Raw genomic sequence first — 17,691 nt, 5'->3', positions numbered from 1 at the left:
AGGGGACGCTCCGGCATGCTCCCCGGCGCATGCGTCCCCCGCGGAGGTCCCGTTGATCGAGATCGAGAGCATCGTGGCATTCGAGCAGCACCTGGCGGCTGGCAAGGGCCTCTCCAACGTCATCCTCCAGGGGCTGGATCTGTCGGGCCAGGGTCGCGCGCTGTTGAGCGCGGACCTGACCGGCACCGTCTTCCTGGGCTGTCTGCTCGACAAGGACACCCTGGCGGCGGTGGGCTCGCGGGGTGCCATCATCTTCCCGCCCTTCTCGGGTCTGCCCTACTTCCCCTACCGGCCACAGCTCTACACCCCGGAGGAACTGTACGCGGGCTTCGATCCGTCGCGCCCGGAGAGCTACGCGGACACGCCGGATGCGCGCATCTACGCCCACTGGCACTCGGGGGGCGGCGCCCACCCCACGTCGATGCTGGATGCGCTGGCGCAGCGGCTGCATGATCAGGCCATCACCGATGCGCTGGAGGAGGTGCTCGTCCACGAGGGCAATCCCCGCCGGGTGGTGGCCATCATGGGCGGACACTCCATGCTCCGGGGACAGCCCGACTACCGCGCGGTGGCGGAACTGGCGCGCGAGCTGGCGCGTCAGGGCTTCTTCCTGGTGAGCGGCGGCGGTCCGGGCGCCATGGAAGCCACGCACCTGGGCGCGTGGTTCTCCGGACGGAGCGACGCGGAGTTGGACGCCGCGCTCGAGGTGCTCGCCCTCGCGCCGTCCTACACCCACCGCGAGTGGCTCTCCCGGGCCTTCGAGGTGCGCGCCACCTGGCCGCTGCGGGACGAGGATCGCCTCCGGGCCGACAGCCTGGGCATTCCCACCTGGCTCTATGGCCATGAGCCCCCCAACCCCTTCGCCACGCGCGTCGCCAAGTACTTCGCCAACAGCGTGCGGGAAGAGGGGCTGCTCACCATCGCGCGAGGAGGCGTCATCTACTCGCCCGGCAGCGCGGGCACCGTCCAGGAGATCTTCCAGGACGCTTGTCAGAACCACTACAACACCGTGGGCGTCATCAGCCCGATGATCTTCCTGGGCCGCGAGTTCTGGACCCGCACCCGGCCCGTCTACCCCCTGCTGGCGCAGCTCGCCGAGGGGCATGAATACGCGCGCTACCTGCTGCTCACCGACTCCCGGGAGGACATCGTCCGGGCGCTCATGGACTTCGCGCGGGAGCTCGAGGCCCGCTCCTCCACGCCGGGGTGAGGCCTCGCCCGCGGAGTCATGTCTGGCTCCCCGCCCGCCGGGCGGCGGAGCGGGCTCCGGGTGATGGGCCGATGTGGTCCTCCCTCGATCCCGCTCCAGTCACGATGCAGTCATTCTCCAGTCATCTTCCAATCATGAGCAGTCATTTCCCAGTCATGCTCTGGTCATGATTCGGACGTCAGGTTTTGGGTGAAATCTTCACGGCTTGAGAGTGAAATGACGTGATGTTGGCTGTTGCTCGTTTTCCTTGGATGGATTGACATTGGGGCCGCGCATGGTAGACATATTTCCGCGAGTCCTCGCGGCTCTCAATCACTTTCCCCATCAATCCCTTCCAAAGAGAGACCCATGAGCAATCTCACCCTGAAGACCCTTGGCCTGATGTCGCTGACCTGCGCCGCCCTCACGGGTTGTGGAGAGGGAATGCCGGAGGCGGTGACCACGAGCACGGCCACCGCGGAGCAGGAACTGGCCTGGCCCTTCCCCTTCCCCACGCCCGAGGAACTCGAGCAGCGGGCTCGCTACCTCAACTACCTGTCACAGGCGGGCTTCACCAACCCGAGCGAGCTGCGGACGACGAAGGAAATCGTCGCGTGTGACACCTACGTGTCGCAGGGCGCGGGGACCTTCAACAGCGGCGTGACGCGCGACTGCGTCTACCAGGCGACCGAGTACGGCTGGGGCATCGAGAGCGTCCGGTTGGAGGTGCTCCAGAACCGCAACGGGCGCGGCAGCTACACGTACAACACGCTGGCGGAGGGCGGGCAGTTCAACTTCAACGTCCAGGAGATCGGCGACAAGTGGAATGTCGCCCTCGAGCTGGCCGCGAAGGCCGCCGACATCGAGGTCCAGAAGAAGCTCCAGATCGACTACCAGCGGCACATGGAGCGCACCCTGGCGCTCTCGGCGAACAAGAACACCGTGCACCTGCAGGTGACCGCGAACGGTGGTCTCTTCGAGAAGTCAGAGATCCACGTGAAGGTGTACGCGACGCTGGTGCGGCTGCAGTAATCCATTCACCGGACGAGCCAGGCGGGACGTGGGAGGCGCCCGCCGCGCCTTCAGGAGCGGGGCTGTTCGGGGGGCGCCTGGCTCGGGCCCGGGCTCACGGGGTCGCGAGGGTGGGCACGGGGGGCGCCTGCTGTTCCGTGCTCACGGCGTGCAATGCTTCCTCGCGGGGTCGCTGCCCGGTGAGCGCGGTGATGAGGTGCTCCAGGCGGCGGAAGAAGTCCAGGGCCGCCAGGGGCCGGTTGAGCCAGCCGGTGGTGATGCAGTAGTGCCGGGTATAGGGCTCGGTGTGGTGCACGTCGTGGTGCTCCCGGCCGAGGATGAGGCCCCGGGCCTGCAGCCAGGCCACTCCGGGGGGGGTGCTCGCCGAGTGGGCCCACTTGTGGAACTGGTTGGTCCCGAAGACGCCCAGGCACAGGGTGAGCACGAAGATGAGCGCGGCCGAGGCCAGCGGCGCTTCCGGCCCCGAGGGCAGCAGGAGCGCGAGCCCCAGCACGGGCACGCTCACCAGGCAGTTGTGTCCATTGGTGGCGATGAAGCCATGCCGGGTGATGTCGAGCGGATCCTCATGGTGCACCCGGAAGGGCGTGACGAAGGTCTTGCCCAGCACGGGCGTGGTCCGGCTGAACCACGTATCGAACAGCCAGTGCACCAGTCCGGACACGAGATCGGAGGTGACGAAGCCCAGCACCCCGCTCACTCCCAGCACCCAGAAGGTCTGTGCGCCCATCGCGAGCCCCACGCGCCGCGTGAGCAGCGCGCAGAGGAGGAAGAAGAGGACGACGCCGAGTTTCTCCTGCCACTGGCTGGGGCGGGGAGCGGATGCGGACGGGGCTGTCATGGGGCGGGGTTCCTGGAAGGCAGGCGGAACCCCTGGGGGGGAGCCCCCCCTGAGCTGTGTCCGTCCACTGTACCCCAGGACAGTGTGGCCCCTTGTCTTCACGAACACGCGGGGCTCGTTCCGCCTGGTGGGCGGGGGGTCGGGCTCAATTCCGGCGTGTCGCCGCTTCCTGGAGGTTGGACTCGAGCTTCCGGGCCTGCGCGACCATGGGGTCCGCCGGAGGGGCCTCGCGCTGGATGCGGCGCGCCAGCTCGAGGGCGCGCTCCGGGTGGCCGAGCCTCGTGTGGGCGAGCGCCAGGTTGTAGTGCACGAGCCACTCACCCGGCGGCACCAGCGTGAGCGCCTTCTCCAGCAGCGGGAGGGCCTCGGCGTTCTTGTCCCGCGCCTTCATCTGCAGCAGCAGCCCCGCGAGGTTGGCCAGGGGCTTCCATTGCGTCGGGGCGAGCGCGATGGCCTCGCGATAGGCCTGCTCGGCGTCCTGCTCGAGGGGCACCGCGTCGAAGAGGTTGCCCAGGTGGAACCACGCCTGCCAGTTCTTCGGATCGCGCCGCAGCAGCTCGCGCGCCGCGGACTCGCTCTTCTCGAAGTCCCTCGCCTGGAGCGCCAGGTGGGCCAGGTTGAGCCAGCCCTGCGCGTGATCCGGCACGAGCCGCAGCTCGCGCTCCACGTAGGCGATGGCGCCCGGGGTGTCCGAGAGCATCATCGCCGCCGCGAGCGCCTTCTCCAGCAACGCGGGGTGGTCGCCGCAGGCCGCGAGTGCCTGATCGAGCACCTCGCGCGCCGGCTTGTACTCCCCGGCCGCGAAGCGCACGTCGGCGAGCGTGGCCCAGGCATCCAGCGAGCGTGGGGCCAGGGACGTGGCCCGCTCGAGCGCCCGGAGCGCGTTCGCGTACTGGCCCGCCTGTTTGTAGGCGATGCCCAGCGCGGAGAAGCCGTCGGGGTTGCGCGGCTCGAGCTCGGTGGCCTGGAGGAGCGGCGCGAGCGCCTCGGCGGGGCGGCCCGACACGGCGAGCAGCCGCCCGTAGTTGTACTGGCACAGGAAGACCGAGGGTGACAGGGCCACGGCCTCGCGCAGGTGGTCCAGCGCCATCTCCTCGTCGCCCTGCGCCTCGTGCACCAGCCCCAGCAGGGCCCAGGCGAGGCCCAGGTTCGGCCCCAGGCGCATGGCCGCGGTGGCGTGGACGCGCGCGCTGTCGAGCTGCCCGGTGAGCAGGCTGATGCGCGCGAGGCCCAGGTAGACATCGGCGAGGCATGGATTGCGCTCGAGCACCTGCTCGAAGCGCTCGGCCGCGTCCTTCAAGTCTCCCGCGGCCAGGCGCGCCTCCGCCTGCCGCAACTGGGTCCTCGTCCCGGCGGCGGTGCCCGCGCGCTCCTCGTGCTCGCGGAACAGCTGCTTCGCCTCCTCGTAGTTGCCCGCCCTCAGTTGCTCATACCCACGTTGCTGGAGATCGCTCTGGGTCATGGGGCGGAATGCTCCCTCTGAATGGGGCTGAATCAGAAGCCGAAGAAGTCGGCGACCTTGTCCTTCGCGTCGTTCACGGCGTTCTTGGCGCCGTCCACGACGGTCTTCGCGTCATCCAGGCCGAGCTTGCCGTCGCCGTTGGCATCGGCCACCTTGACGGCCGTGTTCTTGGCCATGTTGCCGAGCTGCTTGACGTCGACCTCCACCGTACCGGAGGCGCCCGCGCCGAGGCCCACCGCCGCACCCAGGCCGCCGCCAATCTTGAGCTTGCCGTCCTCGTAGCCGATGACGCCGGTGGCCTTGGCCTCGGCGCCCGCGCTGGCGTACGCGTCCACCTTCACGGAGAAGGGGCCCGCGGAGGCCTTGATCTCGGCCTCGGCCTTGGCGACGGCGGAGGCGCCCGCGCTGCCCTCGGCGATGGCCGTGGGCGGGTTGCGCGTCACCTTCACCGTGCCCTCGGCCTCGGCGGAGACCTCGGCGGAGGCGCGCACCTTGCCCTCGACGGCGGCGTTCACGTCCACGCCCGCCACCTTCACGCTCTTCGTCGCCAGCTTGCCGGTGGCGGACGCCTCGACCGAGGCGCTCGCGCCGACACGCCCCGTCGCCTCCAGGCCATTGAGGTTGAGCTTGGCGCTGCCATCCACGCCGGCCTTGGCCTCCGCCTTGGCGCCGGCGGTGTAGGACGCCTCGCCGTACTTGCCCTTCGTCTCGCCCTTCGTCTCGGCGTAGACGCCCGCCTTGGCCTCGCGCTTGTAGGAGGCGTTCAGGCCATCGGTGCCGACGCTGAAGCTCTCGGAGCCCGAGGTGCCCACGCGCGAGCCCACGAAGGAGTTGGGATCCGTCGAGGTGTTGTGCTCGGTGACGTGGTTGAACTCGTTCTTCCACTCCTTCTTGGCGCCCGCCTGGGCCAGCAGATCTCCCCCCTTCTGCGCCGTGCCCAGCCGGTCCTTCTTGTTGGCCTGGGTGAAGCCGTCGTCCGCGGTGCCCGGCCGGATCTGCCGCTCACGGGTGACGTTGTGCTGGGTGTTGAAGGGGGTGTTCTTGCGCTCCGTCGTCCGGCCCAGGGAGAACGCATCGGCCGTGAACGACTGGTTGTCCCGCGTCGTGCGCTCGGTGCCACCGGAGCGCGTGGTGGACCGGGTGGTGGTCGTGTTGCCGGACGTGGTGGCCGTCGAGCTCCCCTGGGTCCAGGCGCGGTTGCCGCGCGAGTCGGTGGTGGTCGAGTGGGACGTCGTCTCGGAGCGCTCGCCCTGGGTCACCTGGCGGCTCTCGGCGCGCGTGTCCTTCTGGTTGCCGCGGGAGTCGACGGTCGTCGTGCGCGACCGGGTCTGCTTCACGTCGCCGCGCTCGAAGGACGACTCGCGCTGGTGGGAGGACTGCGTGCGGCCGAACACGTCGGTGCGCGCCGAGTACGTGTTCGTCGTCTCCCGGCCGCCCGTCTTCGAGTTCGTGGTGAACTTGAGCTGCGTGCCGCTGAACCGGCCCTGGGCGGTGGTGAGCTCCTGGGTCCGCGTGGTCTGCCCGCGCGTGTTCGACTGCGAGCGCGTCACCGAGCCGTCCCGGTTGGTGGCGATCGTCGCCCTGGGCGAGCGGGCCAGGCGCCGCATGTCGTTGCCCGCGCCCGAGCTGAAGCGGGAGGTGTTCCGCGCCTGCGACTCGAAGCTGTCCCGGCGCTGCGCGGTGGCCTGGGTCGGCCGCGGCTCGGGCCGGGGCGTGGGCACGGGGGGCGTGGAGTGGGTCGTCGACGGGGAGCGGGAGGACCGGGTGGCCCGGGTATTTCCGTTGTCGATGCGCACCGAGGTACTCCTTTGAGAAGCGTTTTCTAAGTTATCGGGAACTCTCACGCGCTGTTGCGTGAGGGGTGCGCTTTTTCCCGAAACCTGGGAGGAGCGAGCCGCTCAGGCGCGGATGTAGCCGAGCGCCAGATCGAAGATCATCATCTCCAGCCGCTCGCGATCCTCCTCGCTCACGTCCTCGAAGGAGAAGGAGACGCGCCGGGGATCCTTCTCGCCGGGCGCCCGGGCGACGATGCGCGCGCGCCCCACCACGGGCGCCTCGTTCTCGCCTGGCAGCCACAGCACGAATCCCCCCTGGCCTCCCGCGTCCGGCGGCTGGTTGAGCGTGCAGGAGAAGCCCCCCGAGGAGAGATCCAGGGTGCGGCTGCGCAGGGCCGCCTCGCGGAAGCACACGTCCACGGGCAGGCCCTTGGGGACCCGGAAGGTGCGCCGGGCGCTGATGCCCTTCACGGCCGTCTGTCCCTGCGCCTTGAGGAGCGTGCGCGCCAGTTGCTCCCGGTCTTCCAGGTAACGCGTGTACTCCTCGCTCGTGAGGAGCTTGCGGCGCGCGCGCTCATGCAGGTCGCGGAAGTTCGCCAGCCAGGCGGAAAAGTCCATGAACCCATTGTACCCGGGTCTTCACGTCGCGCCTCTCCAGGTCCCGGTTTTCCCGTGAAACGCCCGTCACCCGGGGGGCGGAACAAGTAGCGTTTTCCAGGGATTTATGGGTTGATAGGATAATCAATCAAAGTTCCGGGCTCCCCTGTTCTCGTCCCGGGGAGCACGAGGAGAAGCGCATGAAGATCGTGGTGGATTGGGATCGCTGTGAGGCCAACGGGGTGTGCGTGCGCGCGGCGCCGACGTCTTTCTCATTGGATGAGAAGGATCAGCTGCACGTGCTCGCGGAGACGGTGACCCCCGAGCGGCGCGCCCAGGTGGAGCAGGCCGTGCGCGAGTGCCCGAAGCAGGCGCTGTCGCTGAGCGAGGACTGAGCCCGGAGTTCCGTCCGCAACCCCATCCGTACCCCCGTGTTTCAGGAGGCAGTCCATGTCGCTCGAGACAACGAAGCAGAATTCTCCCGCCGTGCCGTTCAACCCCCAGGCCCCCGGCTACGACGCCAATCCCTACCCCATGCTCGACGAGCTGCGCACGAAGACGCCGCTCGTCTATTGGGAGCAGGGCCGTGGCTGGCTGCTGTCCCGGTACGAGGACGCCATCGCCGTGCTGCGCGACGCCAAGCGCTTCACCCCCAACAGGGACATGTGGGAGTTCGCCTCGGTGCTGGGCAACGCGGCGATGATCCCCGAGCTGGTGGAGCTGAGCAGGACGGGGCTGTTCGCGCTCTCCGGCTCGGACCATGCCCGGGTGCGCAAGCTCGTCAGCCCGGCGCTCACCCCGCGCGCCATCGAGCGGCTGAAGCCGGAGGTCCAGGCGCTCATCGACGAGGTGATCGACGAGGCGGCGGTCAAGGGCACCATCAACGTGGTCAGCGACATCTCGGACCGCATCCCCGCCCGGGTGATTGGCTCCATGCTGAAGATTCCCAAGGGGCGCGAGACGCTGTTCCAGCGCTTCACGGAGGCGTCGATCAAGAACTTCCTGCCCGGCCTGCTGCGCCCGGAGGAGGTCGAGGGATTGCGCGCCGACATCCGCGAGGGCATCGACCTGGTGCGAGAGACGATCGAGGACCGGCGCAAGAATCCCCTGCCGGACGACATCCTCACCACGCTCATCCAGACGGAGGAGCAGGGGGACCGGCTGAGCACCAACGAGCTGCTGTCGCTGGTGGCCGCGCTCATCGTGGGCGGCTTCGAGACGACGGTGCACCTCATCGGCTTCACGACGTACAACGTGCTGCAGCGGCCCGAGCTGCGCGCCCAGCTCAAGACCGAGCCGGAGCTGCTCAAGAACGTCATCGAGGAGGTGCTGCGCTTCGACAACTTCGGGAAGGTCGGCGTCGCGCGCTACGCACTCGAGGACGTGGAGCTGAGCGGGCAGACCATCAAGAAGGGGCAGATGGTGCTCATCCTGCTCAACAGCGCGCTGCGCGACGAGGCCGTCTTCCCCAAGGCCGATACCTTCGACGTGCGCCGCAACACGAACGCGAGCATCGCCTTCGGCCACGGCGTGCACTACTGCCTCGGCGCGAACCTGGCGCGGCTGGAAGTGCAGCTCGCCGTGGACACGCTCCTGCGGCGCTACCCGGACATGCAGCTGGTGAGCCCGCCCACGTTCGCTCCCCATCCGGTCATCCGCAGGATGGAGACGCTCGAGGTCGCGCTGCGCGCGCAGTAACGGGGACGTCCCGCCCTCGCCCCCTGGTGACTGTTGTCACCAGGAGGCGGTGACTGTTGTCACCAGGGGGCATGTGTGCATGGGGTTCGCGCGTTGGGGTGAGCGCGCGAGGTGGGGGCGGGGGTGTTTGGCACGCCAGACGCAACAGGGGATATTCTGGAAGTCTCCGTCTCCCGGTTGAAGAGGCCTGCCCCATGTCCGTGAACGTCCGAACGCCTCCCTCGCCCAACTACCCCACGACGCCCACCGCCTCGTCGTCCTCGACAACGGCCCCCCCGTCCTCGGCCAGTGCCCAGCTGACCGCGCTGGCGGTGGCGATGGAGACGCTCAAGACGGCGCTGGGGGCCCTGCCTCCGGCTGGGGGACAAGGCCCGGCGGTGCCGCAGGGGCCGGCGGGAGAGGCCCAGGCCGGCGTGTCGAGCTTCGCGCCCACGTCCGCTCCAGGCACCGTGTCGGCCGCCTCGGGTGTGCGGGGTGCTTCGGCTCCGGGTGGAGCGGATGCCGGGCTCGCGGCGACTCCCATGGGCCAGGCCCAGGGGGCGCTCGCCCAGGAGCAGCAGCGTCTGCAGCGCGAGAAGTACGACTTCCCTCCCCATATCAAGGAGGGGGCCGTTGAACACAACCAGAAGCTGGGCGAGAAGAACGCCAAGGTCCAGGAGAAGCTGACGAAGCTGGACGCGGACATCGCCGCGGAGCGCGCGGGCGGAGGGGACAGCAAGAAGCTCAAGAAGATGGAGGAGGAGCGCACGAAGGTCGCGGGCGAGCTCAAGCCCCCGTTCGACCCGGCGAAGATCACCTCCGAGATCGACGCGGTGATGAACGATCCCCAGATTCCCGAAAAGGATCGCAAGGGAAAGCTGGACGACATCCGCAAGAAGTACGACCTGCCGGAGCACGGCGGCTCGATGTCCATGGACACGATGACCCGCCATCTGTCCACGAAGACCAGCGAGAGCAAGGACCGTGTGGGGGACCTCCAGAAGTCCCACATGAAGCAGCTCGATGGGCAGATCAAGCAGGCCAAGGAGGTCTACGGAAAGGACAGTCCCCAGGTCAAGGCGCTGGAGGCGCAGAAGAAGGGCGCCGATGGCCTCTACGACCAGCAGAAGGACATGTTGAAGTCCCAGAGCGACACCCTCTGGAACTCCTTCCGCAAGGTCGGCTTCTTCGAGAAGGTCGGCAACTTCTTCAAGGGCATCGGCAAGGCGATCGCGGCGCCCTTCAAGGCCATCGGCAACGTGGTCAAGGGCGTCGCCGAGGGCGTCGGCAAGCTGTTCAAGGGCGACATCGGCGGGGCCTTCAGTTCCGCGTTCGGGGGCGTCAAGAAGGGCATCGGCAACCTGGTGGATGGGGCCAAGGCGACCGTGTCCAACCTCGGCAACCTGGTCTCCTTCGTGAGCCCCAAGCTGGGGGAGAAGATCAACGGGTTCACCACCGGTCTGGTCGATGGCGTGGGCAACCTGGCCAAGGGAGCCTTCGACACCGTGACGTCCATTCCCCAGGGGCTCGCCAACGGCGCCGGGAAGCTGCTCAAGGGCGACGTGGCCGGGGCCTTCGGCGAGGTGGGCAAGGGCGTGAAGAACGCCGCGGAGACGGGCTTCAAGACGGTCAATGACGGTCTGCCCCTCATCGCCACCGCGGCGGCCTTCGTGCCGGGCCTCCAGCCCATCGCCATCCCCCTCGCCGTCGCCTCCTCGGTGAAGGGCGCGGTGGAAGCGGGTCAGCGCGGGGATACCTTGGGCGTCGTGGCCTCGCTGGCGGGCGGTGTGGCGGGTGGCGCGGGCGCCATGGCGGCCCGAGGCGCCTCGGGCGCGGCCACGGCGGGAAGCGCGGCGGCTCGAAGCGCGCCGGCGGCGAGTGGTGGGGCGGCGGCGGCGGGAGGCGCGGCGGCCCGAAGCGCACCCGCGGCGGGTGGTGCGGCCGCGGCGAGCGGCTCGGCGGCGGCCCGAAGCGCACCGGCGGCGGGTGGCACGGCGGCGGCGGGTAACACGGCGGCTGGTGGTGCCGCGGCCTCGCGCTGGGAGAACGTGGCGCTTGGCGCGGGGCTCGTGGAGGCGGGTGCCAACACGGCGAAGGGCATCCAGGAGGGCGACTATTTCGGAGCCGTGGGCTCGGCGGCGGGAGGCGTGTCCAAGGGCGCCTCGGCCATGGGGGATCGGCGCAAGGCCCGGGCGGACGCGGCTCCGCAGGGCAGCACCGCGCAGACCCAGGCCAATGCCTCGGCTGGCCGCTATAACAACGTGGCGCTCGGCGCGGACCTCGTGGGGGCGGGCGCCAACACGGCCAAGAGCCTCCAGGAGGGGGACTACTTCGGGGCGGCGGGCGCGGCGGCGGGAGGCGTGTCCAAGGGCGCCTCGGCCATGGGAGAGCGGCGGACGGCCCGGGCGAACGCGGCTCCGCAGGGCAGCACCGCGCAGAACCAGGCCAATGCCTCGGCCGGCCGCTGGAACAACGTGGCGCTCGGCGCGGACCTCATGGGGGCGGGCGCCAACACGGCCAAGAGCCTCCAGGAGGGGGACTACTTCGGGGCGGCGAGCGCGGCGGCGGGAGGCGTGTCCAAGGGCGCCTCGGCCTTCAACAAGAAGGAGGCCACCACGGCTCCGGCCACGACCACGCCTCCGGCCACTCCGACGAAGCCGTAGCCCGCGGACTTCCGTCAGCCCTCGCCGGTGCGCCTGCCGGTGGGGCTCGACCTCCCCCCTCCCGACAGGTCTCCCGACAGCACCGCCGTGGGCTCCTCGCTCCTCGCGAAGAGGGTGCCCTCCCGCTCGGTGCCCCGTTCCGAGGGCTCCACCGGAAGCAGCTCGCGCTTGCGCGCCATCGCCTCCTGGACCAGCCGGGCCAGCGCCTCCTGGCCTTGCGGATAGGGGGCGAAGGGCCCGGTCAGTTCACACAGCTGCTCGCGCAACCTCAGCCCCCGGGGCGTGCGCCGCGCCACCTTCCAATCGAGCAGCCCCATGATGGCGGCGTCCAGCGCGGGGGGGATGTCCGGGCGGTAGCCCGAGGGGGGCAGGAGGAAGACGGGCGGCTCGCTGCGCATCGTGTCGGAGGCATCCTCCCCCGCGAAGACGCGTCGGCCCGTGAGGGCCTCGTGCAGCGACAGGCCGAGCGCGAAGAGATCCGCGCGCCCATCGAAGGACTCCCCGCGGGCCTGCTCCGGGGCCAGGTAGCCCAGCTTGCCTCGGACGCGATCCGCCCGGGTGAGGCGCACGTGGATGGCCGCGCGGGCCACGCCGAAGTCCCCCAGCTTCACCTCGCCGATGCGCGACAGCAGGATGTTGGGCGGATTCACGTCCCGGTGCACGAGGTTGAGCGGGGTGCCGTCGCTCGCGGTGCGCCGGTGCACGTAGTCGAGCGCCTGGCCCATCTCCGCTCCGATGAGGGCCACCGCGGCGGGCGGCAGGGGGCCGCACAGCTTGAGCAGCTCGCGCAGGGATACCCCTTCGATGTACTCCATGGCCATGAAGTAGGTGTCCTCGAAGCGGCCCACGTCGAGCACCTGGACGATGTTGGGGTGGTTGAGCAGCGACACCAGCTCCGCCTCCCGCCGGAACAGCGTCACGAAGTCCTTGTCCTCGGCATAGGCCGGGAGGATGCGCTTGATGGCCACCACCTTCTCGAAGCCGCCCTCCGGGCTGTAGGTGGCGCGGAACACCTCCGCCATGCCGCCCACGCCGATGCGCTCGTGCAGGAAGTACTTGCCCAGCAGATCCTTGGCGCGGATGGCGCGCAGGGCCTCCTCGGCCTTGCGCATCAGGTGGCTGGCCACGAGCGCCGCCATCCACCCGGTGATGAAGTAGTAGGCGGCGCGCTGCCCCATGAGCGCCGGCGTGAACATCAGCGGAATGGGCTCGCTCAGCCGGGGCAGGGCGACGAAGAAGTAGAGCGCCAGCATCTCCGCGGCCACCAGCCCGCCCGCGAAGAGCGCCAGCTTGAGGTTGGAGCGCAACGCCGCGAGCACGATGATGGCGCTCCACAGCACCGCCGACGGGTTGGACAGGGCCTGCTCGGCGTCCGCGAAGATGATGTCGAAGACGAAGAGGGCCCCGACGGCGGTGTTCTCCAGGCAGACGTTGAACCAGCAGATGGCCGGATGGAACCAGCCTCGGCGCAGCACCCGGTAGAGCAGCGCGTAGTAGCCGGAGTAGCTCGCGCACATGACCACGACGCACATGGCCCGCGGCCAGCCGAGCAGATTGCCGAGTCCCAGCCCCGAGACCAGGAAGACCAGGGTCACCACGCTGTTGAATTGCGCCACGGAGGTTTCCCGGGCGGCGGCATCCGTCCGGAAGTGCTCGGCGAGCAGCTTGCTGCCGAGGGGCGCGACGTGTCCTGAGCGGTTGGAGGAGAGCATGGACCGCCCCATTGTCTTGCAGCACGCGCGCCAAGGCGAATCCCCGGCCCCACTTCTCCAGTCATGGGCGGCTGCCTACTTCCCCTGGACGCGGGGCGCCGGAATGAAGCGTGTCACCACGCAGCGGGCCTTGCGTGCGCCCTGGGATACGCTCCGAGTGAAGTGGGGGCCCGCCATGTGCTGGTGTCCCAGGAGGTTTGCCCACTCGGATGGGTGGGGACCTCGGTGTCGGACAACGCCGTCAGGGGGGCGTGCGGGTCGAACGTGATGGGCAGCGCGGCGGCACTCCATTCGGCTTTCGCATGTTTTGATAAAATAAATCGGCGAGAGTCTTCCCGAACAGCGAGGCGACAGCGGGGTGGGGGTGAGCCATGGAGGGCGCCATCATGAACGACAAACAGTTTGGGAGTGACTCGCCTGTGTGTCTGAACGACATTCACCGCGAGAGCAGGAGGCCTGTCGAACCCTGACGGTAGGGCTGTTTTCTTCCTTTGAGCATGGAAGGTCACCCGCCGTCAGCGGACGAGGTACAATTGGTTTGTTGAACTCCCCTCTTCATGCTCGGTCTACCCCAAATGGTTAATACTCCAATTCGATCGCGATTCGCGGGCCTCGCCCTCGCTTCGCTTGTGTTGTCTCTCACGGCCTGTCCCGGTGTTATCGAGCCCTCGGATCCGGACTCTGGCACGCCGCCCACGAACTGCGACGGTGGTTCTTGCCCCGTCGACCCGGGCCCTGGTGGCCGGTGTGGAGATGGGCAGAAGACGGGCACCGAGGCATGTGACGATGGCAACACGGTGAGCGGAGACGGTTGCGTCGCCAACTGCGCGAACATCGAGTCGGGCTACGTGTGCGAGACCCCGGGCGCTCCTTGTGTCCGGGCGGTGGTCTGCGGTGATGGCAAGGTCGAGGGCGGTGAGACGTGCGACGATCGGAACGCCACGGGCGGCGATGGCTGCAATGCCAATTGCACGGTGGAGGATGGCTGGAACTGCCCGCAGAGCGGCGGGCGCTGCCAGGCCGCCAAGTGCGGTGATCTCATCATCGCCGGTGACGAGGAGTGCGAGGATGGCAACTCCGCCAAGGGCGATGGCTGCAGCGAGGTCTGCCGTCTGGAGGCCGGGTACAAGTGCGACACCATCAACAAGCCCTGCACGAAGACCGTCTGTGGCGACAAGGTTCGTGAGGGCACCGAGCAGTGTGACGATGGCAACAACGACATGGGCGATGGGTGCTCGCCCCTGTGCGTGCGTGAGCCCAACTGCAATCGCGAGGGCCTCTGCCAGGCGGTGTGTGGTGATGGCGTGATCCTCCCCGGGACCAACGAGCAGTGCGATGACGGCAATACCCGCTCCAACGATGGCTGCTCGGCGGAGTGCAAGTTCGAGCCGGGCTTCGTCTGCTCGACCATCGAGACCACTCCGCCGGCGAAGGTGGAAATCCCCTTCGTCTTCCGTGACTTCCGCGGCTGGGATCTGCAGGCCAACACCAGCCTCGGTCTGCCGAGGGGCCACGAGGACTTCGAGAACGCCAACGGCAGTGAGAAGGGAATCCTGGGCGCCCTGTACACCAGCCAGCTCGACAGCAATGGCAAGCCCGTGTACGCGAAGGAGGGTGTGAGCAGCTCCACCACCCATGGCAAGGCCGCGTTCGATCAGTGGTACCGCGACACGCTCAACGTCAACATCACGGTGGTCAAGACCCTGTCCCTGCCGAAGAAGACGGACGGCTCCGGCGCCTACGAACTCGACTCCACCGCGTTCTTCCACCTCGACAACCTGGGGTGGGTGGGCAAGGGGAGCCAGTACGAGCCCGTGCGCAGCGGCCACAACTTCAACTTCACGAGCGAGGCGCGCTACTGGTTCGAGTACAAGGGCGGCGAGAAGCTCACCTTCCGCGGTGACGACGACGTGTGGGTGTACATCAATGGCCGTCTGGCGCTCGACATCGGCGGCGTGCATGGGCCCGAGGAGCAGTCCATCACCCTGGACACCACCGCGGCCACCAACCTCAAGCTGGTGAAGGGCCGCATCTACGAGGTGGTGGTGCTCCAGGCCGAGCGCCACACCACGGGCTCCAACTACCGGCTCACGCTCAACGGCTTCAACACCAAGCGCAACGAGTGCCGCGCCACCTGCGGCAACAAGGTCGTCGACCAGGGCGAGGAGTGCGATGACGGGGTCAACGCTGGTGGCTACAACCAGTGCGCCCGCGGGTGCGTCTGGGGTCCCCGCTGCGGCGACAAGACCATCCAGAAGGACCAGGGCGAGACGTGCGACGATGGCAACAACAAGAGCGGCGACGGCTGCAGCAGCATCTGCAAGATCGAGCTCAACTGATTAGTCCACCGAGTCCGTGAGCGAGGCCGCTCGGGAGCACTGACTCCCGGGCGGCCTCGTCGTTTCAGGGCTCCACCGGCCGGGGGGTGGCCTCCGCCTGATCCGCCACCCCGGTCGAACGCCGGGAGAGGACCAGGAGCAGCGCGAGCACCAGGGCCGCCGCGACACTCGCCTGGATTCCCGAGGACAGGCCGGGGTCGGTGAACTCGAAGTCGACCTGGTGGGTGCCCTCGGGCACCTCGATGCCCATGAGCGCGCCATCGACGGTCAGCACGGGCGTCTCCTCTCCATCCACCGTGGCGGCCCACCCCGGGTAGCTCGTGGTCGCGAAGACGAGGAAGGTGCCACCCGCGCCCGCCACCACCCGCGCCCGCGCGTCCCGGGCGCCGAGCTCCACCGCGTCCACCTGGGCGGGCGCGTAGCTCCTCGACGTTCCTCCCTCCACGGCCACGTTCTCAAGCCCGTCGACGCTTCCCGTGCTCAGCGCCCGGAGGGCCTCGCTCTGGTCGGGCACGGCGGTGGTGCGCGAGGCCGTGCGCAGGCGCGGGGGACAGTCGCTCAGCCGCTTCACGTCGAGCCGGTTCGGCCCCTGGAGGACACTCACCAGGCCCTCGCCGGGGGTGGACCCTGGCGCGGACGAGGTCGTCCACAAGCACGCCCCATACAGCCGTGCCGCCAGCTCGGGGCGCGCGGCGAGCACGTCCATGAAGGCCCGATAGCGCCACAGCTCCACCGCGCCGTAGCTCGTCACCTCCTCCAGGCCGAAGACACCGGCCAGGTTGCTCTTGAGCGTCGCCAGCTCGTAGTGGCGCAGGTTGATGAGTCCCTCGAGCGAGCGGCTCGGCGGGGCGTTGGCCTTGAGCGGCTTGTCCTGGCGGAACAGCCGCGTGGGCGGCGAGCCCACCTCCTCGCGCAGCCGCCCGATAATCTCCGGCTCGCGGTAGAGCGAGGTGGGGCCCACGAACACCGTCGCCCGCGCCGTCCAGAGCAGATCCCCCGCCACCAGCAGGAGCAGGGCCGCGGGGAGGGCCGGGTGGGTGGGGTGGCGCGATGCCAGCGCCGCGAGCGCGAGCATGCCGGTCAGGAAGCACAGCGAGGTGCCCAGGGAGCGGGCCGCGAGCCCGGCGATGACCGCATGGTGCGAGCCGTCCCCGGTGGCCAGCCCCATCAGACCGGTGGCCCAGGTCACGGCGGTGGAGGGTTGGGCCCAGGTGAACCCGAGCAGGCCCACGAGCAGCAGGGCCCCCGCGCCGAGCCCGGCCAGCCAGCGCCGCGAGACTCCGGCGAGCACGGCCCTCGCCCCGGACGCGGCGAGCCCCGCGCACCCGAGCGCCACCAGGACGACGTACTTCTCCGGGTAGCGGAAGAAGCTCAGCGGGGGCGCGGCGAGCAGGAAGGACAGCGGGGACTTCTGCCCCAGGGCGAGCAGCACGCCCACCGCGCACAGGGTGAGCGCGAAGCCGCTGAAGCGCTCGCGCCGCACGCCCAGCGCGGCGAGCACGAGCACGGTGATGCCCAGGTAGACGCTCAGCGCGAAGGGCACGGTGCTGGGCCCGCGGATCATCCCCCAGGCCCAGAACTGGGGCTGCCCCAGGTACTCACCGAAGGGGTAGGGGAAGGCGAACTCGAGCAGCCGCGGCGGAGGCAGGTTCCAGCTCGCCAGGTAGGTGGGGGCGTCGGTGCCCCGCGTCGACTCCGTCAGCAGCCAGAGCGTGGGGAACACCTGGACTCCGGCGAGCAGCAGGCCGAGCGCGCCGGCTCCCGAGAGCGCCACCAGCTGGGGCCGGCGCTCGGCGAACCAGGCGACGTGCGCCGCGGACGCGATGGCCGAGTAGAGCGCGGACTGGGGATCTCCCGAGAGGAGCTGGAGGGCGATGAGCACCGCGAGCACCGCGAGCTTGCGCAGGGGCACGAGCCCGGACTGGAGCACGACGAGCACCCATGGCATCCAGGCCAGTCCGAGCATCAGCGGGCCGGCGTTGCACAGGCCGGCGACGTAGCCGGACAGGCCGAAGGCGAGCGCGCCGGTGAGCGCGGCGGGGCGCTCGAAGCCCTTGCCCCGGAGGAAGGCGTACAGCCCGAGCTGCCCCACGAAGTGGTGGAGCACGAGCAGCAGCGCGTAGGCGGTGGGAAAGGAGAGGACGGCGAAGAGGAGGTTGGGCGGGTAGAGCACGCCCGAGTGGATGTCCGCGAGGAAGGGCAGTCCGCCCTGGTGGAAGGGGTTCCACTGCGGCACCACCCCGAGCCGCCAGTGCGTGGCCTGCATGGGCCAGTAGTAGTGCAGCACGTCGCGGAAGAAGAACGCCCGGCCTGGCAGCAGCCCCTCGCCGAAGAGGGCCAGGGACGCGAGCAGCAACACGCCGGGAGCGAAGAAGCGGGCGGGAGCCCGGGGCGGAAGGAGGGCCAT

The 17,691-nt window shown here is 69.3% G+C and carries 12 protein-coding genes; 6 read left to right on the top strand and 6 right to left on the bottom strand.

The annotated features are described in order from the left end of the window. The first annotated feature begins 52 nt into the window (after positions 1 to 52). Both D187_RS03315 and D187_RS03310 read left to right on the top strand, forming a co-directional pair. The gene (locus D187_RS03315) at positions 53 to 1,210 is read left to right on the top strand and encodes an LOG family protein (protein WP_002628868.1); all 1,158 of its coding nucleotides are present in this window, start codon (positions 53 to 55) and stop codon (positions 1,208 to 1,210) included. A gap of 348 nt (positions 1,211 to 1,558) precedes the next feature. Further along, a complete protein-coding gene (locus tag D187_RS03310) occupies positions 1,559 to 2,221 on the top strand; it encodes a hypothetical protein (protein WP_002628869.1) in 663 nt (220 codons plus the stop codon). 94 nt (positions 2,222 to 2,315) lie between these two features. On the opposite strand, the gene D187_RS03305 is transcribed toward D187_RS03310, so the two are convergent. The 4 genes from D187_RS03305 to D187_RS03290 all read right to left on the bottom strand — a co-directional run bounded on the left by D187_RS03305 (position 2,316) and on the right by D187_RS03290 (position 6,914). Next, positions 2,316 to 3,059, bottom strand: a complete 744-nt coding sequence (locus D187_RS03305; RefSeq protein WP_002628870.1) for a fatty acid desaturase family protein — start codon at positions 3,057 to 3,059, stop codon at positions 2,316 to 2,318. A gap of 145 nt (positions 3,060 to 3,204) precedes the next feature. Continuing rightward, positions 3,205 to 4,521 carry a tetratricopeptide repeat protein gene (locus D187_RS03300; protein ID WP_002628871.1) on the bottom strand — a complete coding sequence of 439 codons (1,317 nt, stop codon included), beginning with the start codon at positions 4,519 to 4,521 and terminating at the stop codon, positions 3,205 to 3,207. Between the two features lie 32 nt (positions 4,522 to 4,553). Next, positions 4,554 to 6,317, bottom strand: coding sequence for a hypothetical protein (locus tag D187_RS03295; RefSeq protein ID WP_002628872.1), 1,764 nt, complete (start codon positions 6,315 to 6,317; stop codon positions 4,554 to 4,556). Positions 6,318 to 6,419: 102 nt separating this feature from the next. Next, positions 6,420 to 6,914 carry a PilZ domain-containing protein gene (locus D187_RS03290; RefSeq protein WP_002628873.1) on the bottom strand — a complete coding sequence of 165 codons (495 nt, stop codon included), beginning with the start codon at positions 6,912 to 6,914 and terminating at the stop codon, positions 6,420 to 6,422. A 179-nt stretch (positions 6,915 to 7,093) separates the two neighbouring features. Here D187_RS03290 and D187_RS03285 point away from each other — a divergent pair, with 179 nt between their 5' ends. The 3 genes from D187_RS03285 (at position 7,094) to D187_RS03275 (ending at position 11,233) form a co-directional block, all read left to right on the top strand. Beyond that, positions 7,094 to 7,288, top strand: a complete 195-nt coding sequence (locus D187_RS03285; protein WP_002628874.1) for a ferredoxin — start codon at positions 7,094 to 7,096, stop codon at positions 7,286 to 7,288. A 55-nt stretch (positions 7,289 to 7,343) separates the two neighbouring features. Next, complete coding sequence (locus D187_RS03280; RefSeq protein ID WP_002628875.1) at positions 7,344 to 8,591, top strand: cytochrome P450; 1,248 nt, start codon at positions 7,344 to 7,346, stop codon at positions 8,589 to 8,591. Between the two features lie 194 nt (positions 8,592 to 8,785). Further along, positions 8,786 to 11,233: a hypothetical protein gene (locus D187_RS03275; RefSeq protein WP_020917751.1), complete on the top strand. Its 2,448-nt coding sequence runs from the start codon at positions 8,786 to 8,788 to the stop codon at positions 11,231 to 11,233. 14 nt (positions 11,234 to 11,247) lie between these two features. On the opposite strand, the gene D187_RS03270 is transcribed toward D187_RS03275, so the two are convergent. Next, positions 11,248 to 12,945, bottom strand: a complete 1,698-nt coding sequence (locus D187_RS03270; protein ID WP_002622867.1) for a serine/threonine-protein kinase — start codon at positions 12,943 to 12,945, stop codon at positions 11,248 to 11,250. A 575-nt stretch (positions 12,946 to 13,520) separates the two neighbouring features. On the opposite strand from D187_RS03270, the gene D187_RS03265 reads away from it, so the two are divergent. Further along, positions 13,521 to 15,284, top strand: a complete 1,764-nt coding sequence (locus tag D187_RS03265) for a DUF4215 domain-containing protein (RefSeq protein ID WP_043427873.1) — start codon at positions 13,521 to 13,523, stop codon at positions 15,282 to 15,284. A 64-nt stretch (positions 15,285 to 15,348) separates the two neighbouring features. On the opposite strand, the gene D187_RS03260 is transcribed toward D187_RS03265, so the two are convergent. Then, entirely contained in the window at positions 15,349 to 17,691 is a 2,343-nt protein-coding gene (locus D187_RS03260; protein ID WP_002622869.1) for a YfhO family protein, read from the bottom strand.

The organism is Cystobacter fuscus DSM 2262 (assembly GCF_000335475.2).
Classification (GTDB): Bacteria; Myxococcota; Myxococcia; order Myxococcales; family Myxococcaceae; genus Cystobacter; species Cystobacter fuscus.
This window is presented reverse-complemented; position numbering and strand designations above follow the sequence as displayed.